We start from the raw sequence: 16,134 nt of genomic DNA, 5'->3' as shown, positions 1-16,134 counted from the left end.
TAATATTAACGTTTAGAGAACTGGAATCTCTTACGAGCTTTCTTCTGACCGAATTTCTTACGTTCAACCATTCTTGGGTCTCTTGTTAATAAACCTTCTGGTTTAAGGATTCCTCTGTTTTCAGCATTAACTTCACACATTACACGTGCTAATGCCATTCTTACAGCTTCTGCCTGACCAGTTGTACCACCTCCGTAAACGTTTACTTTTACATCAAAGTTACCAGCGTTTTCTGTCATAGAAAGCGGTTGTAAAACTTTGTATTGTAAAGTTGCAGTTGGAAAGTAAGTTGCGAATTCTTTTTTGTTTACAGTGATGTTTCCAGTTCCTTCAGAAACGTATACACGTGCAACAGCGGTTTTTCTTCTACCGATTTTGTGAATAACTCCCATTACTTAAGATCATTTAGGTTAACAGTTCTAGGTTTTTGAGCTCCGTGAGTGTGCTCAGATCCTACAACAACATTTAGATTTCTAAAAAGTTCAGCTCCTAATTTGTTTTTAGGTAACATACCTTTTACAGCTTTTTCTACTAATAATGCAGGGTTTTTAGCTTGCAATACTTTAGCAGTTAAAGTTCTTTGTCCTCCTGGGTAACCTGTATGACGCATGTAAATTTTGTCATTCAATTTTGTACCTGTAAGGTTAATTTTTTCTGAGTTGATAACAATTACGTTATCTCCACAGTCAACGTGCGGTGTGTAACTTGGCTTGTACTTACCTCTTAAAATCATTGCAACTTTAGAAGCAAGACGTCCTAAGTTATGACCCTCAGCGTCAACAACAATCCACTCTTTAGTTACAGTGGCTTTGCTTGCTGAAACTGTTTTGTAGCTTAATGCGTCCATAATATTATTTTAATTAAACATTCCATCCCCAATAAAGGGGATGCAAAAGTACAATTAATTATTTTAAAACCAAATACCTGAAAGAATATTTTATCTGCTGAAAATCAGGGCTTCAGTTTTTTAAATAATTAGCGAACAAAAAAACCGTCTCTACAATAAAGTAAAGACGGTTAAATATTTATGAAAAAAAGTGATTATACAATAAATATATTGGCAATATCAACCACTTGCTGTGTCGTAAGTGGCTCATCGTAAGCTTCTGAGCCCGCTGCAGCACCAAAAGCGGCTGCGGTATTAAATCCAGCTTGAACGGTTACGCCTTCACCATCGTAGACGGCTTGAGTTGCTGCCGGCATGCCAGCGCCTCTTTCGGCATTAGAGATCCAGCCTTTTAAACCTCTTAATCTTCGTACTTCAGAAGCATGGCGCGCTTCAACAGAATGTATTTGCAATGCGGCAGTCAATAAATCGGGTGTTGTTATCAAGTTTGCAGCTTGTCCTTTATATGCTCGAACTCCAGTATCTTCAAATGCTTGTGCCAAAGCTAAAAAGGTTGGGTAATCTCCAAACGGATTAAATGCTCCTCCAACCGTAAAGTCAAAAGTAGGTTTAGGAACGAAGTTGGCACTTGCGGTACCACCTAAGCCTGCAATTAAAAATTTAACATGATCAGATTCGTGCGCCGCAATTTGTTGGAATACTTTTAAGTCTCTTCCTCCGTTTTCTGAAGCTGGAATAACACCTGAATCTAATGCCATGGCGTAAAATTCATTTTCAAGGTATTCTAAAGTCAAAGCAAATTGCAAAGCTCCAATAGGTGTTGCTGGAGTTGCTGTTATGTCTTTTGCGAAAGCTTTATTGGTAAGAGCCGACAATCCGAATGGTATTGATGCCAAAGCTAAATTTTTTCCAATATTTCCAAACTGTGCAAAACTGTCTCTTCGAGAACCAGTACTGTTCATCAAATTATCATCAGTAAAAGATTCTATAAATTTTAAAATGTTCATAATTTCTAAGTTTTTGACGGTTAAGATTAAGGTAGGTATTTAGCTGTGAATTTTGTGGTAATAAAACCAGCAGCAATTGGCAGTATTTTAGATGGATCTTTTGCATCATCTAAGCCTGTTGACATATTTACAATATCATCTCCCGCAAAATCTTTCGAATTCGGATTAATTAAACTTCTAATTGCTGAAGCGTGTCTGGCTTCAACAGAAACAATTTTTCCGGCCAATAATAAGTAGTCCGCTGTTTTAATTAGTTTTCCTGCTCCGTTATAAGCAGCAACGCCAGTATCTTCTAATGCTTTTGCAGTTGCGAGAACTTCGGTGCGGCTGTTGAAATTTAATGAACCATAATTAAAAGCTAAAGAAGGCAGTAATTGCGAACTAGGATCAGGAAGTGCTCCATTCAAAGCGGCTTTGAAGAAATCTCTGTGAACCACTTCATGGTGATATAAATCGGTTAGAACTTCACGTTCAAGACTGCTAAATACAGTATTAAAACTACTTGCATTAACAACTTTAGTATAAAAGTCGGCTTCTAGTTGTTCGAGAGCGTACGCATAAGTCAAAACTCCAAAATCTCCAGAGCCTAAATCAAAAACACCATTTCTTATTCCAGGCAATGAGGTGTCTGGCATATCATTATCATTGTCATTGTCGCTGCAACCAGCTAGAACCAAACCTGTGGTGACTAATGTTAATCCGCTGAGCTTAAGAAAGCTCCTTCTACTATTCAGTGAAGGGTCAACTTCATGAATTTTAACTTCGTTTTTCATAATCAAGTTTTTTATTAGGTTAATAACATTGGTTTTTAGTTAACGGGTATTTAGTTATTAACGAAATTTTAGTAAGAGCGGTTTTAAAATCTCCGTTTAATTAATTATTATTTCGAAATGACTTATATTTTTAAATACTAATGGCTTGTTTTTGTTTTATTTTAGGTAATTCTACTATATTTGTATTAATTACATAAAATTCAATTGGATGAAAGCTAAAGCAACTCTAAAACAAATTGCGAAGGAACTGGGAGTTTCTGTTTCGACTGTGTCTAAAGCATTGAATGACAGTCCAGAAATTAGTGAACAAACCAAGGTGAAGATTAAAGAGTATGCCAAACTCAAAAATTATAAGCCGAATGTTATTGGTTTGAATCTTAAGAATCGTAAAACAAAAACGATTGGCGTAATTATTCCTAATATTTTAAATTCTTTCTTTGCGAAAGTTTTTAGCGGTATTGAGAAAGTTGCCGATAAAAAAGGATATAATGTAATTACCTGTATTTCTAATGAATCTCTAGAAAAAGAAGTTCATACGCTGGAAATGCTGAGCAATGGAACTATAGATGGATTTATTTTGTCGGTTTCACAAGAAGCTCAAAAGCTTCAAGATTACAATCATTTCTCTGAAATAATCAATGACGGAACGCCAATCGTTATGTTTGATCGTATTGCTGATGAAGTTGATTGTGATAAAGTAGTAGTAGATGATTATGATTCGGCTATCAATTCGACACAGCATTTAATTAATTTAGGTTGTAAAAATATTGCTCTGATATCTTCTGTAGATAATATTAGTGTTGGAAAGCTTAGAACTGAAGGATATTTAAAAGCCTTGAAAGACAATAATATTCCAGTTAATGAAAAAATCATTCTTCGTACCGATTCTGAAGAAGATATGAAAGCTAAAATCGAAGGGCTTTTTGATCATAAAATTGACGGAATTTTTGCTTTAGACGAAAATGATTCTGTTGCGGCTTTAAGAGTAAGTTTGAAAAAGGGTTACAGAGTCCCAGAAGATATTTCAATCATTGGTTTTGCTGACGGAATTTTGGCTTCAAGACGTTTGTCACCAAGTCTGACTACTGTAAGTCAGCATGGAGTTGAAATTGGAGAAGTCGCTGCAAAAAGATTAATTGAAAGATTGGAAGAGCCAGAAGGAACAATTTCTGAATACGAAACAATCGTCATCAAAACAAAATTGAAAGAAAGAGAGTCAACTCGAAAAAAATAATAAAAACAAAAAAATCCATTCGAAAGAATGGATTTTTTTATACATATGTATGTCAGAAATGACAAGATTGGGTTGATTTTTTATTTAGATATCTGAAATCAATAATCTAAAATCAATAATCTAAAATCAACAATCTGAAATCTAAAATAAAATTAATGTGCTTCTAGCCAGTCTTTTCCTAGTCCAAGTTCAACTTCTAAAGGAACCGACATTTTAAATGCATTTTCCATTTCATGTTTAATCATCGGCTGGATTTTTTCGAGTTCATCGTTGTGAACATCGAACACAAGCTCATCATGCACCTGAAGTAACATTTTAGATTTCCAGTTTTCGTCACGAAGTTTTTTATGAATGTTGATCATCGCAATTTTAATCACATCAGCAGCGCTTCCTTGAATTGGAGCATTTACGGCATTTCGTTCTGCAGCGCTTCTTACAACAGCATTAGCAGAATTGATATCTTTTAAGTATCTGCGACGTCCTAAAATGGTTTGTACGTATCCTTTTTCTCGTGCAAATTCGATTTGTTCTGAAATATAAGATTTAAGGCGAGGATATGTTTTATAATAAGCATCAATCAATGCAGCGCTTTCGCTTCTTGATAACGAAGTCTGATTACTCAAACCAAAAGCAGAAACACCGTATATGATTCCAAAGTTTACCGTTTTGGCATTGCTTCTTTGCTCGCGGGAAACTTCTTCCAGCGCCACATCAAAAACTTTTGCTGCAGTTGCTCTGTGAATGTCTTCTCCGTTTTGGAAAGCTGCAATCATATTTTCTTCACCACTCAAAGCAGCGATAATCCTTAATTCGATTTGCGAGTAATCGGCAGAGATTAAAGTGTAATTTTCATCACGTGCCACAAAAGCTTTACGAATCTGACGGCCTCTTTCAGTACGAATCGGAATATTTTGCAAGTTCGGATTATTAGAGCTCAAACGTCCCGTTGCGGCAACAGTTTGCATATAATCGGTATGAACGCGAAGCGTTTTTTTATCAACTTGTTCTGGTAAAGCCAAAATATAAGTGTTTTGCAGTTTTACCATCTGACGCCAATCTAAAATCTGTTTTACAATTGGGTTGTCATTGGCCAAATAAGTCAAAACTTCTTCGCCAGTTGCGTACTGACCCGTTTTGGTTTTCTTTTGCTTTGCGCCACCAATTTTTAGTTTGTCAAATAAAATATCTCCTAATTGTTTCGGAGAAGCCAGGTTGAATTTCTCGCCAGCAGTTTCATATATTTTTTCTTCTAACGATTTTATTTCGACTTCCATTTCAGAAGACATTGCTTTTAAGAAATCTACATCCAAACGAATTCCTTCCGTTTCCATGTCGGCCAATACGCTTACTAATGGAATTTCGATTTCGTCAAATAACTTTTTAGTTTCGGTTTTGTCTAATTCGGTTGTGAAGATTTCTTTTAATTGTAAAGTAACATCGGCATCTTCAGCTGCATATTCTTTAATGTCTTCCAAAGGAACATCGCGCATATTAAGCTGGTTTTTTCCTTTTTTACCAATTAAAGTTTCGATAGATTTTGGTGAATATTTCAAGTATGTTTCTGCCAAAATATCCATATTATGACGCATATCCGGATTAATCAGATAATGCGCAATCATCGTATCAAAAAGTTTTCCTTTTACTGTTACACCATAATTAGAAAGGATTTTTAGATCGTATTTTAAATTCTGTCCGATTTTCTCAATATTTTCATTTTCAAAAAACGGAACAAATTTATCTACTAAAGCTTTTGCTTCTTCCTGACTTTCTGGAAACGGAACATAAAATGCTTTTCCTTTTTCGTAAGAGAAAGACATTCCAACAAGTTCTGCGTGCAAAGCATCGATTCCTGTGGTTTCAGTATCAAAACAAACCGAAGTCTGTTTTTGTAAATTTTGTAAAAGCATTTTAATGCCTAAATCACCTTGAATGGTTTGGTAAAAATGCTCGGTGTTTTCTAAAGTGTTATAAAATGAAGTTCTTTCGATTTCAGCATTTTCTCCATTTGTATTTCCGCCTCCAAAAAGATCAAATTGGTCTTCGTTTTTAGGCTGTGCTTTTTTGTACAATTTGGCATCAGAAGCTGGAGCAGCAGTTTGAGTGCCATCCGTTTTAAATAAATTGTCAAACTGTTCTGCCATTCTTCTAAACTCTAGTTCTTGAAAAATAGCATCTGTTTTTTCGATATCAGGACGAGAAAGTTCGTAATCTTCTTCATTAAAAGTAACATTACAATCGGTAATAATTGCGGCTAGTTTTTTAGAAAGAATCCCTTTTTCTTTGTTGGCTTCGATGTTCTCTTTCATTTTTCCTTTTAGTAAATGTGTGTTTTCTAAAAGGTTTTCCATTGTTCCAAATTCTTTCAGGAACTTTTTGGCTGTAACTTCGCCAACTCCAGGCAATCCAGGAATATTATCCACGGCGTCGCCCATCATTCCAAGAAAATCAATTACTTGTTCTGGCCTTTCAATTTCAAATTTTGCCAAAACCTCAGGAACACCCCAGATTTCGATTCCGTTACCCATTCGGGCAGGTTTGTACATAAATATATTTTCAGAAACCAATTGTGCAAAATCCTTATCTGGAGTTACCATGTAGACTTTGTAGTTTTGTTTTTCTGCTTGTTTAGCGATTGTTCCAATTAAGTCATCGGCTTCGCAGCCCTCGATTTCAATAATAGGAATATGCATTGCTCGTAATAATTCCTGAATATACGGAATGGCAATTTTAATAGCCTCTGGCGTTGCATCACGATTGGCTTTATATTCTACAAACATTTCGCTTCTTACGTGGCTACCGCCTTTATCAAAAGCAACGGCTAAATGATCTGGTTTTTCTCTTTTAATAACATCCAAAAGTGAGTTCATAAAACCCATAATTGCAGATGTATCCATTCCTTTTGAGTTGATTCTCGGGTTTTTTATAAAAGCATAATAACCACGAAAAATTAGTGCATAAGCATCTAGAAGAAAAAGGCGTTTTTGAGTTGACATATTAAAAATATTAGTCTGTAAAAATAAACAATTGAGATTGCAAAAATTAATCAAAAAAGAAAATTTTTACCATATAAGTTATATAAGTTCATTTTAGCTGAGATGCGCCTTTAGAGACGCACCGCAGTGCGTCTCCTATTTTATCGTTAATGTTATTGAAGTGAATGTTTAAAGTGAGCTTATATAACTTATATGGTAAAAAACAGCAAAGCGTTAATATCAAGTTAAAAATTTTTATTCAGGCATTTCTTCATTTTCTCTTCATGTTGCGAAGGTAATTTTGATCTGTAAAATAAAAGGTTATTAATTCTTAAATCTTAGAAATCATGAGAAATTTATTAATGTTACTAGTAGCAGTTTTAGGAACAAGTGCAATGGTTCACGCATTTCCTGCAAAAGATGGAAAAGAAGCTCCAGCTAAAGAAGTAAAAGCAACCAAACACCCTAAACACAAATCTGATAAAAAAGCAAAATCAGCAAAAACTGAAGCGACAAAAACAGAAACTGCGAAACCAGAAGCTGTAAAACCAGAAACAGCAAAGGCTAAAAAATAAAAATTGCTCTCGTTTTGTTTTCGAAGCTTTGTAACGAAGGCAAAACAGGAATAATGATTATGAGAATGCGATTGAAGAAGCTGATGAAGAAATTTATCAGCTTTTTTCATTCGTTAATTTTTTAATAATACGATACTCAATTTTTTATAATTGATTAATTTTAATTGCGCTTAAATGTTGTGCTTATGAATGTTTTAATTGTTGAAGATAATAAGGAACTTGCCGTAGAGGTCTACGATTTTTTATGCAACGCAGGATATATTTGTAAAATTGCAAATAATTGTGCCGAAGCTCTTGAAGAATTTGGAAGCAATGATTACGATATTATGCTCTTAGATCTTGGTTTGCCCGATGGCGATGGTTTTGAGGTTTTGCAGGCAATTAGAAAAACAAAATCGAAAATTGCTGTAATTGTTCTTACTGCCCGTGGAGAGTTGGATGATAGAATAAATGGATTGCATTTAGGTGCTGATGATTATTTAACCAAACCTTTTGCTTTGACAGAATTGGCAGCAAGAATGTTTGCCGTAGTTCGCAGAATTCATGGTTTTACTTTAAACAATTTAAGCATTCATGGTTTTCTATTGCAGCTTCAGGATTATAAGGTGAGTTTTAGCGATCAGCCAATTAGTCTTACCAAAAAAGAATTTGATATTTTTCAGTATTTGGTTCTCAATAAAAATCGTGTTATTACCAGATTGCAATTAACAGAGCATATTTGGGGCGATATTCTAGAAGTTAATTCTGACTCTAATTTTATAGATGTGCATGTTCGTAACCTTCGAAAAAAACTGGATAAGCATACTGCTATAGATTGGTTTGAAACGGTTCGAAATGTTGGTTATCGTATAAACGAATAAATCGATTCTTGTGAAAATAAAACATCAATTAGCTATTTTTAACGCCTTGACCAGATTGCTGGTCATTTTGGTTTTATGGCTAATGCTTCCAATTTTGGTAGAAAATGTGGTGTACCATCACATTAATAATACACTGCTAGAGAAAAAGAAAAAATTTATTGAACATCTGAATAAGGAAGAAATAAATGATTTTATAGAAAATCCAGACGATTCAACCGATGCTTTTTCTGAGTTTTCGACACTTCACAGTGAATTTTTGGTTTTATCCAGAGTTTCTATAAAACCACATCAGAAAAAAACAACTTTCAGTAACGAATATAGAAAAATAGAAGGAGAAGAAAGCGAGTATCGAATCCTGCAGCATCATTTTACATATGAAGGCGAAGACTATCAGCTTGAAATAGGAAGTAGTTTGAGCGAGGTTAATGATCTGACTTTTGCAATTAAACTTTTCATTATCATTGTTTTTGTGGTAATTCTTCTGATTACTTTTTTGGCCGATACTTTTTATATCGAATATCTTTTAAAGCCATTTTACAAAATTATCGATACCAAAATCAGGCGTGTAAACGAGCCAGAAACATTTGATCATACTCCAATAAAAGCAACTTCAAGAGATTTTAGAGAATTGGATTTTGTTTTAAATCAAATGATGGATAGAATCACGGAGGTTTTTAAAAAGGAAAAACAGTTTATTTCGAATGTTTCACATGAACTTCTTACGCCAATTGCACTGCTTAAAAACAAACTTGAAAACTTGTTGCAGAATGAATCTTTGGATGATCATGCAATTGATAAGATTGCAGGTTCGTTGAAGACATTAGATATGCTGAAAAAAATCATTAATAATTTACTGTTGATTTCTAGAATAGATAATAATCAATATGAAGCAAATGAAGAAATCAATCTTAGAGAGATTGTTACTGATTTGCAGGAAGATCTTCAGGATCGAATTGAGGATAAAGATATTCAGTTTATGAACGAAATGGAAAATAATTTTGTTTTTATAGGAAATAAAACCTTAGTCCATATTCTTATCTATAATCTCGTAACCAATGCTATAAAATACAATAAGCCCGAAGGAAAAATAATTATAGAAGACGGTTTTGTAGAGGAGCATTATTTTATTTCGGTAAAAGATTCAGGAATAGGAATGGACGAATCGCAACTTGAGAAAATATTTAGTCGTTTTGCGAGAATTAATTCAGATCAAGAAGGGCAGGGGCTAGGACTTGCAATTGCACAAAGTATTGCTTCTTTTCATCATATTCAAATCAAAGTTAAATCGGCTTTAAGCCAAGGGACAACTTTTACGTTGTTGTTTGAAAAAGCCAATTAAAAGTTAAAATTTTCTGTAAGACTTTTTCTTCATTTTGTCTTCATTTTGCGATTATATCTTTGACTTGTAAAAATGAAAATAAACAATCATAAAAAATTAAAGTCATGAAAAAATTAGCAATTTTAGCAGTAGCAGTTTTAGGAACATTCTCAATGGTAAACGCACAAACAACTCCAGCGCCAACGCAAACGAAAGAAGTGAAAGCTGCTAAACACGATAAAAAAGCAGAAAAGAAAGCAGACAAAAAAGCTAAAGGGGAGAAAAAAGCAGAAGCTGCAAAAACAGAAGCTCCAAAAACAAAATAAAACAAGACTTTAGGTCTTAGAGTAAATAGTTTTAAAGGTTGGTAGGTTAAAGCTGAAAGAGCCATCTTTCAGCTTTTTTATTTTAACAGCGTTAAATTTTTTATAATAAAAAGAAATAGAATTTTCATTCTTTGTTACTTTGTTTAAAACTATAAATTAAATGATCTTTCGTTTTATAATTCTATGCGCTCTTTTATTATTTATTGAGTTCTATTCTTATCAGGCTTTTCGAACTTTAATCAAAGCACGTTGGGTTTTGATTGGCTATCAAGTTATAAGCTTGCTGGTTTTAATTTTTATTATCTATTCTTTTTCGCAGGTAGACCGATCAGTTGGTCAGACTAGGCAATTTATGTTTACTACAGGTTTGATGCTTGTCGTATATGTGCCAAAAATTGTACTGACATTAATAATGTTTGGCGAGGATATTATTAGAGTAGGGGCCAGTATACTGAATTATTTTGTTTACAATACTCCGCGAAAGGAGATGATGCCCGACAGAAGAAAATTTGTAAGTCAGATCGCTTTAGGTTTGGCTGCAATTCCGTTTCTTTCTATTATTTACGGAATTTTTGAAGGGAAATATAATTTCAAAGTAATCAAACAAACCATATTTTTTCCAGATCTTCCAGATGCTTTTGACGGGTTTAAAATCACGCAGATTTCTGATGTTCACAGCGGAAGTTTTGATAATCCAGAAAAAATTAATTATGCTATTGATTTGATCAATGCACAAGAAGCAGATTTGATTTTGTTTACTGGAGATATTGTAAATACTCATGCTAAAGAAATGCATCCTTGGCTGGAAACTTTTAATCGCATTAAAGATTATAAATACGGGAAGTTTGCTGTTTTAGGAAATCATGATTATGGCGAATACGTAACATGGCCTTCTGAAAAAGAAAAAGACGAAAATTTTAAGGCGATTAAAGACCTTTATGGTCAGATTGGTTTTAAATTAATGTTGAATGAGCATACTTATATTCAAAAAGGGGATGATAAAATTGCTCTGATTGGAGTAGAGAATTGGGGAGTGAATTTTAAGAAAGCAGGCGATTTAAACAAAGCTTCAGAAAATGTGCATCAAGACGATTTTAAAGTTTTAATGAGCCATGATCCGAGCCATTGGGATGCTGAAATTAAAGACCATCCAAAGAATTTTCATCTGACTTTTGCTGGCCATACGCATGGTATGCAGTTTGGAATTGAAATTCCAGGTTATTTTAAATGGAGTTTGGCACAATACATTTATAAACAGTGGGCAGGTTTGTACGAAAACGTCGGAAAATACGTTTATGTTAACCGCGGATTTGGTTTTCACGCTTATCCAGGACGAGTTGGAATTATGCCTGAAATAACAGTAATTGAACTAAAAAAAGGCCGTAATGTCGCTTAATTCGTTAAAAATGCTACATTTGTATAATATTTATTTCTTTTAAGAGATTTAAAAAACTTAAATTTTTGGTTTTATGTCAAAATTTGGAGAACTAATAAATGCCCAAGTTCCAGTGTTAATTGATTTTTACACAGATTGGAATGAATCTTCGGTTTCTATGCATCCTGTTATTAAGGACGTAGCGGCTGCGCTTGGCGATAAAGCCAAAGTAATCAAAATTGATGTAGATAAAAATCAGGAACTCGCAGAAGCACTTCGTATTAAAGGACTTCCAACCTTAATGATTTACAAAGAAGGACAAATGATCTGGAGACAATCTGGAGAGCTTGATGCTAATACTATAATCGGAATTGTTCAGGAACAATTTAATGTCTAAATAACTTCTTTAATTGATGTTATTTAGTGAATAATATCAAACTTATATCCGTTTTCTTTTAAAAAATGCAGTGTTCTAGGCAGGGCAAATCTTAAATTTGGAGAAGCCTTAATACTGTCATGAAAAACAATTACGCTACCTGATTTTACATTTTTTGTTACGTTTTCAAGACATTTTTCTGGCGTAATGCTTTGATCAAAATCGGCACTCAAAACATCCCACATTACTATTTTATATCCTAAACTTCTAAGGATTTTAGATTGCGCTTTTTTGATTTTTCCGTAAGGAGGACGGAATAATAAACGATTAGGAGCTTTCTCTTGTTCATCTAAAACGGCAGCACAGTTTTTTACATTTTCAATATAATCATTCGTATGGATTTTCCATCCATTCACGTGATTCATGGTGTGGTTGCCAATTGAATGTCCGTCAGTAATTAACTTTTCAAACAAAGCCAGATTAGCTTTAATGTTTTTTCCGATGCAGAAAAAAGTAGCTTTAGCATCAAATTTTTTTAATTCAGATAAAACCCAGTCTGTAATTTCTGGAGTAGGACCATCATCAAAAGTGAGGTATATTTTCTTTTCGTTGTTAGGAATATCCCAGCAATATTTAGAAAACACCTTTTTGATAAATGCGTTAGTTTTTACCCAATAGAAGCCCATTTTGAATTAAAATTGTATTAGTATGTATAAAATTAAAAAATGCAGCGCTATTTATCAAACAGCGCTGCATTTTTTTAATAAGTAAGATTTACGTATATTATTTATTCTTTTTCACGTCCAAAACGCTCGAAAACATTTACATAAGTGTTAAATGTAGTTTTGTGCTGGTTGTAAAAAGCAGTGTCTTTATTGTCGTCCATTACGTGTAGCAAGCTTCTGTAACGTTCAATGTCAGTAATAATGTCTACTGCTAAAGAAGTTTGGTCAGAAGGAGGCAATGTGCTGTAATAGTTTAGATTCTCTTTATATTTCTGAACTAATTTATTTAAAAGGTCTTGCGCCTTAGCTTTTTCACCAACTTTATAATAACCATCTCCAAAAGCTTCAACCAATGAATAATAACCATATTTGTCTAAAGGCATTTTGGTCATCGCTAAATTGATTATGTTTTTGGCTTTATCAATTTTGCCTTCAGCAATAAGCTGGTTCATTAATCTCGAAAGATTCGTACGGTATGTAATACTGTTTCTTCTAGTTTCAGGATCGTGATAGATTTTTTCACTTTCGCTATTGCCCCAATCCCATTTCATTACAATATCATACATTTTATCTGCATCGATTTGTCCCATATCTAATGGTCCGCCATCTTTCGAAGGAGTGTTTTTAACTGGAACCAATTTATAAACCATTCCGTCTAATTGCAGATAATCTTTTAACCATAAATAATCTTCATCATCAAAAGCACCACCACTAAAATAGATTGGTCTTTTCCAGTTGTTATTTGCTAAGATATCAAGCATCATTAAACGGTTTTTGTATAATGCGCTTCCTTTGATATCAATGTCTAAATAAGGGACAATAGAATCGTAATATTTAGGATTAACTACTTTATTTTGAATAATAGTGTTTTTGTCAACATTCACTCTAATCTTGTTTGTTGGGTAGAAATGAATAGTTTGTCCGTTTTGTAAACCAACAGTCGATTTAGGGTTTTTGATGAAATCGATAAAATCTTTAATGTTCCAGCGTGTATCAATTTTCTGGATGTAAGCTGTATAATCCAAATTATCTCCCACATATTGGCTATGTACAAAAGAAATTGGCAACGGATTTGACTCGTAAGACTTCGCTTTCATTTGATCAATGTACCAATCTGTCATAAATAAACTTGTATTTACAATCTTCACATCGGTTCTAAAATGCTCAATTTCCTGCGCGTACCAAAGAGGGAAGGTGTCGTTATCTCCAATGGTAAATAAAATAGCATCTTTATCGCAAGAACTTAAATAAGCTTTTGCCATAGCAACTGCTGTATATCTTCCAGATCTATCGTGATCATCCCAGTTTTGAGAAGCCATTAAAACAGGAGCAGCCAATAAACTTCCAGCAATAATTACTGGTCCAGCAATTTTTGGAGCCAAGTATTTCTGCAGACTTTCATAAAGCGAATAAACACCAAATCCGATCCAGATGGCAAAGACATAGAAGGAACCTACAAGAGCATAATCTCTTTCACGAGGTTCAAAAGGTCTTTCATTTAAATATATTTTTAGTGCAATTCCTGTAAATAAAAACAAAGCCAGAAGAACATAGAAACTCTTCAAATCTTTATTGGCATGGTACATAATACCAATTAATCCTAAAATAAACGGAAGGAAATAATAAACATTACGCCCTTTGTTATTTAATACATCAGAAGGCAAATTGTCTTGAGAACCTAAATGAACAGAATCTAAAGCTTTGATCCCGCTAATCCAGTTTCCGTCAAGATTATCGTATTTACCTTGAACATCGTTTTGGCGTCCAACAAAATTCCACATTAAATATCTCCAGTACATATATCCAAATTGGTATTCAAACATAAAACTGAAGTTGTCTGCTGTCGTTGGTTTTTCGATAAGTAAATACTCGCCGTAGCTTCTTAAGAATTTTACGTAACCTTCGTTGTCAATTTGTTTTTGAGCGTAAGCTTTTCTGAATTCAGAAACTGTTTTTTCAACCTCATTACGCAATTGAGCCGTAGCTTTATTGTATTCATCTTCGCTTAATTGGCTAGCATCGATTCCGTATTTTGCCAAATCTTCATCATAATTGTAATTAGGATTGATTCGGAACTTCGGAGGATTTGTAAAGTTGATATAGTTTTGAATGTGACCCGTTTCTGTACTCCACATTCTTGGCAGAATTGCTTTCTGGTTATCGTCAGAATTTTGTTCTGCATTCTTATAATTATTGGTAATAATGTATTTACCTGTTTTATAATCTCTTTCGTAGTTCGGTTTTTTGTCTAAATAAGGTGTTTTAGCATCAAGACCAGCAAAAAGTTCTGTGTATTGAGGCCCGTAAAACAAAGGATTTACACCATATTGCTCACGATTGTAATAAGCTAAAACCTCAGTAGCATCTGATGGTTTGTTTTCGTTAATAACGGTATTCGCATTTGCACGAACAGGAAGCATTAACCAAGTTGAGAAACCAATCAGGATAAATAAAACACATAATATAATAGTGTTGTAGAATATCAAACCTTTTTGTCTCGTGTATTTTAATCCAAAATAGAAAAACGCAATAAATACTAATGCAACAAAGATAGTCCCTGAATTGAATGGAAGTCCCATGCTATTCACCATGAAGATTTCGGTTTTTCCGAAAAATGCCATAGTCAATGGAAGAAGTAATTTAAAAATAAATAACAAGATTCCGATAACAACTACATTGGCAATAAGGAAGTTTTTTATGGTAACTTTTTCGTAATGTTTGAAATAATATAAGAATCCAATAGAAGGAATAGTCAAAAGAGCCATGAAGTGAACTCCAAACGAAAGACCAATAACCAAAGAAATAATTAAAAGCCATTTGTTTCCTTTTGGTTTGTCCATGTCTTGCTCCCAACGTAAACCAAGCCAGAAAAGCAATGCGATTAATAAAGATGCCATTGCATAAACTTCGGCTTCTACTGCATTAAACCAAAAACTATCAGAAAACGTATAGGCTAAAGCTCCAACAAAAGAGCTTCCTAAAATAACAATCGAATTATTTTGGTCAATTTCTGTAAAACGAGCCACAATCTTTTTTAAGATCATAGAAGAAGACCAGAACATAAATAATATGGTAAATGCGCTAGAGAAAACAGACATCATGTTAACCATTAGAGCCACATGTTGAGCATCTATTGCAAACATTGCAAAAAATGCACCCATCATCTGGAAAAGTGGAGCTCCCGGTGGGTGACCTACTTCAAGTTTAGCTGCGGTAGCAATATATTCTCCGCAATCCCAAAAGCTCATTGTAGGTTCTACTGTTAATGTATAAGTTATTAAAGCGATTGCAAATGCAAACCAACCAATAATTGTATTCCATTTATTGAAATTGAATTGTGCCATATTTAGGTGTTAAAAATTTGAGTGTTTTTCTATCCTACAAAGAAAATGTTTTTTTATGTAAAGAAACGAGCATTAACAAAAAATTCTACAAAACTATCAGGAAAGAGCAATATGTTGTTTATGAGTAACTTCTATTGCTGATGGAGATTTCAAACGAAGAAAAACCAAAAAAAATGATTTTTTTTGCCCAAAAAGTTTGCACAAACTAAATAAAGACTTAAATTTGCACTCGCTAATAGCGCTGCTGGTCTATGGTGTAATGGTAACACTACGGTTTTTGGTGCCGTCTTTCTAGGTTCGAGTCCTAGTAGACCAACAGAAAAGCCTCTCAGAAATGAGAGGCTTTTTTTATGCTGTAAATTTTAGATCTGTGTTTGCTTTTCTCGAATATTGATTTTTAAT

Annotated in this window: 14 protein-coding genes and 1 tRNA gene; 8 read left to right on the top strand and 7 right to left on the bottom strand. The window is 33.8% G+C overall.

Annotation, left to right across the window (positions count from 1 at the left end; genetic code table 11):
• Positions 1-5 precede the first annotated feature (5 nt).
• From rpsI to AC3Y25_RS00165, 4 genes are all read right to left on the bottom strand, one after another.
• A complete protein-coding gene (gene rpsI / locus AC3Y25_RS00180) occupies positions 6-392 on the bottom strand; it encodes a 30S ribosomal protein S9 (protein ID WP_035645327.1) in 387 nt (128 codons plus the stop codon).
• Positions 392-847 carry a 50S ribosomal protein L13 gene (gene rplM / locus AC3Y25_RS00175; protein WP_095927953.1) on the bottom strand — a complete coding sequence of 152 codons (456 nt, stop codon included), beginning with the start codon at positions 845-847 and terminating at the stop codon, positions 392-394. The genes rpsI and rplM overlap by 1 nt, the downstream gene beginning before the upstream one ends.
• A 194-nt stretch (positions 848-1,041) precedes the next feature.
• Positions 1,042-1,854 (bottom strand): ferritin-like domain-containing protein, encoded by an 813-nt coding sequence (locus AC3Y25_RS00170; protein WP_489901333.1) that lies wholly within the window; start codon positions 1,852-1,854, stop codon positions 1,042-1,044.
• 26 nt (positions 1,855-1,880) lie between these two features.
• Positions 1,881-2,627: a ferritin-like domain-containing protein gene (locus tag AC3Y25_RS00165; RefSeq protein WP_248729344.1), complete on the bottom strand. Its 747-nt coding sequence runs from the start codon at positions 2,625-2,627 to the stop codon at positions 1,881-1,883.
• A gap of 208 nt (positions 2,628-2,835) precedes the next feature.
• On the opposite strand from AC3Y25_RS00165, the gene AC3Y25_RS00160 reads away from it, so the two are divergent.
• Complete coding sequence (locus tag AC3Y25_RS00160; RefSeq protein ID WP_250834154.1) at positions 2,836-3,861, top strand: LacI family DNA-binding transcriptional regulator; 1,026 nt, start codon at positions 2,836-2,838, stop codon at positions 3,859-3,861.
• 152 nt (positions 3,862-4,013) lie between these two features.
• On the opposite strand, the gene polA is transcribed toward AC3Y25_RS00160, so the two are convergent.
• Entirely contained in the window at positions 4,014-6,854 is a 2,841-nt protein-coding gene (gene polA / locus AC3Y25_RS00155) for a DNA polymerase I (protein WP_489901332.1), read from the bottom strand.
• Between the two features lie 326 nt (positions 6,855-7,180).
• Between polA and AC3Y25_RS00150 the strand changes: the two genes are divergently transcribed.
• The 6 genes from AC3Y25_RS00150 to AC3Y25_RS00125 all read left to right on the top strand — a co-directional run bounded on the left by AC3Y25_RS00150 (position 7,181) and on the right by AC3Y25_RS00125 (position 11,684).
• Complete coding sequence (locus AC3Y25_RS00150) at positions 7,181-7,408, top strand: hypothetical protein (RefSeq protein WP_248729347.1); 228 nt, start codon at positions 7,181-7,183, stop codon at positions 7,406-7,408.
• Positions 7,409-7,593: 185 nt separating this feature from the next.
• Positions 7,594-8,268: a response regulator transcription factor gene (locus AC3Y25_RS00145; protein ID WP_320493329.1), complete on the top strand. Its 675-nt coding sequence runs from the start codon at positions 7,594-7,596 to the stop codon at positions 8,266-8,268.
• Positions 8,269-8,278: 10 nt separating this feature from the next.
• Positions 8,279-9,607: a sensor histidine kinase gene (locus tag AC3Y25_RS00140; RefSeq protein ID WP_489901331.1), complete on the top strand. Its 1,329-nt coding sequence runs from the start codon at positions 8,279-8,281 to the stop codon at positions 9,605-9,607.
• 104 nt (positions 9,608-9,711) lie between these two features.
• On the top strand, positions 9,712-9,912 hold the full coding sequence (locus AC3Y25_RS00135; RefSeq protein ID WP_489901330.1) for a hypothetical protein: 201 nt from the start codon (positions 9,712-9,714) through the stop codon (positions 9,910-9,912).
• 160 nt (positions 9,913-10,072) lie between these two features.
• Complete coding sequence (locus tag AC3Y25_RS00130; protein ID WP_489901329.1) at positions 10,073-11,308, top strand: metallophosphoesterase; 1,236 nt, start codon at positions 10,073-10,075, stop codon at positions 11,306-11,308.
• A gap of 73 nt (positions 11,309-11,381) precedes the next feature.
• Complete coding sequence (locus tag AC3Y25_RS00125; RefSeq protein WP_008466807.1) at positions 11,382-11,684, top strand: thioredoxin family protein; 303 nt, start codon at positions 11,382-11,384, stop codon at positions 11,682-11,684.
• A 23-nt stretch (positions 11,685-11,707) separates the two neighbouring features.
• Here AC3Y25_RS00125 and AC3Y25_RS00120 read toward each other — a convergent pair whose 3' ends face one another.
• Both AC3Y25_RS00120 and AC3Y25_RS00115 read right to left on the bottom strand, forming a co-directional pair.
• Entirely contained in the window at positions 11,708-12,349 is a 642-nt protein-coding gene (locus tag AC3Y25_RS00120; RefSeq protein WP_489901328.1) for a polysaccharide deacetylase family protein, read from the bottom strand.
• A 101-nt stretch (positions 12,350-12,450) separates the two neighbouring features.
• Positions 12,451-15,732: a glycosyltransferase family 117 protein gene (locus tag AC3Y25_RS00115; RefSeq protein ID WP_489901327.1), complete on the bottom strand. Its 3,282-nt coding sequence runs from the start codon at positions 15,730-15,732 to the stop codon at positions 12,451-12,453.
• A gap of 245 nt (positions 15,733-15,977) precedes the next feature.
• Between AC3Y25_RS00115 and AC3Y25_RS00110 the strand changes: the two genes are divergently transcribed.
• Positions 15,978-16,048 (top strand) — tRNA-Gln (locus AC3Y25_RS00110).
• The last annotated feature ends 86 nt before the right edge of the window (positions 16,049-16,134 follow it).

The organism is Flavobacterium sp. LK-23 (assembly GCF_058135255.1).
This window is presented reverse-complemented; position numbering and strand designations above follow the sequence as displayed.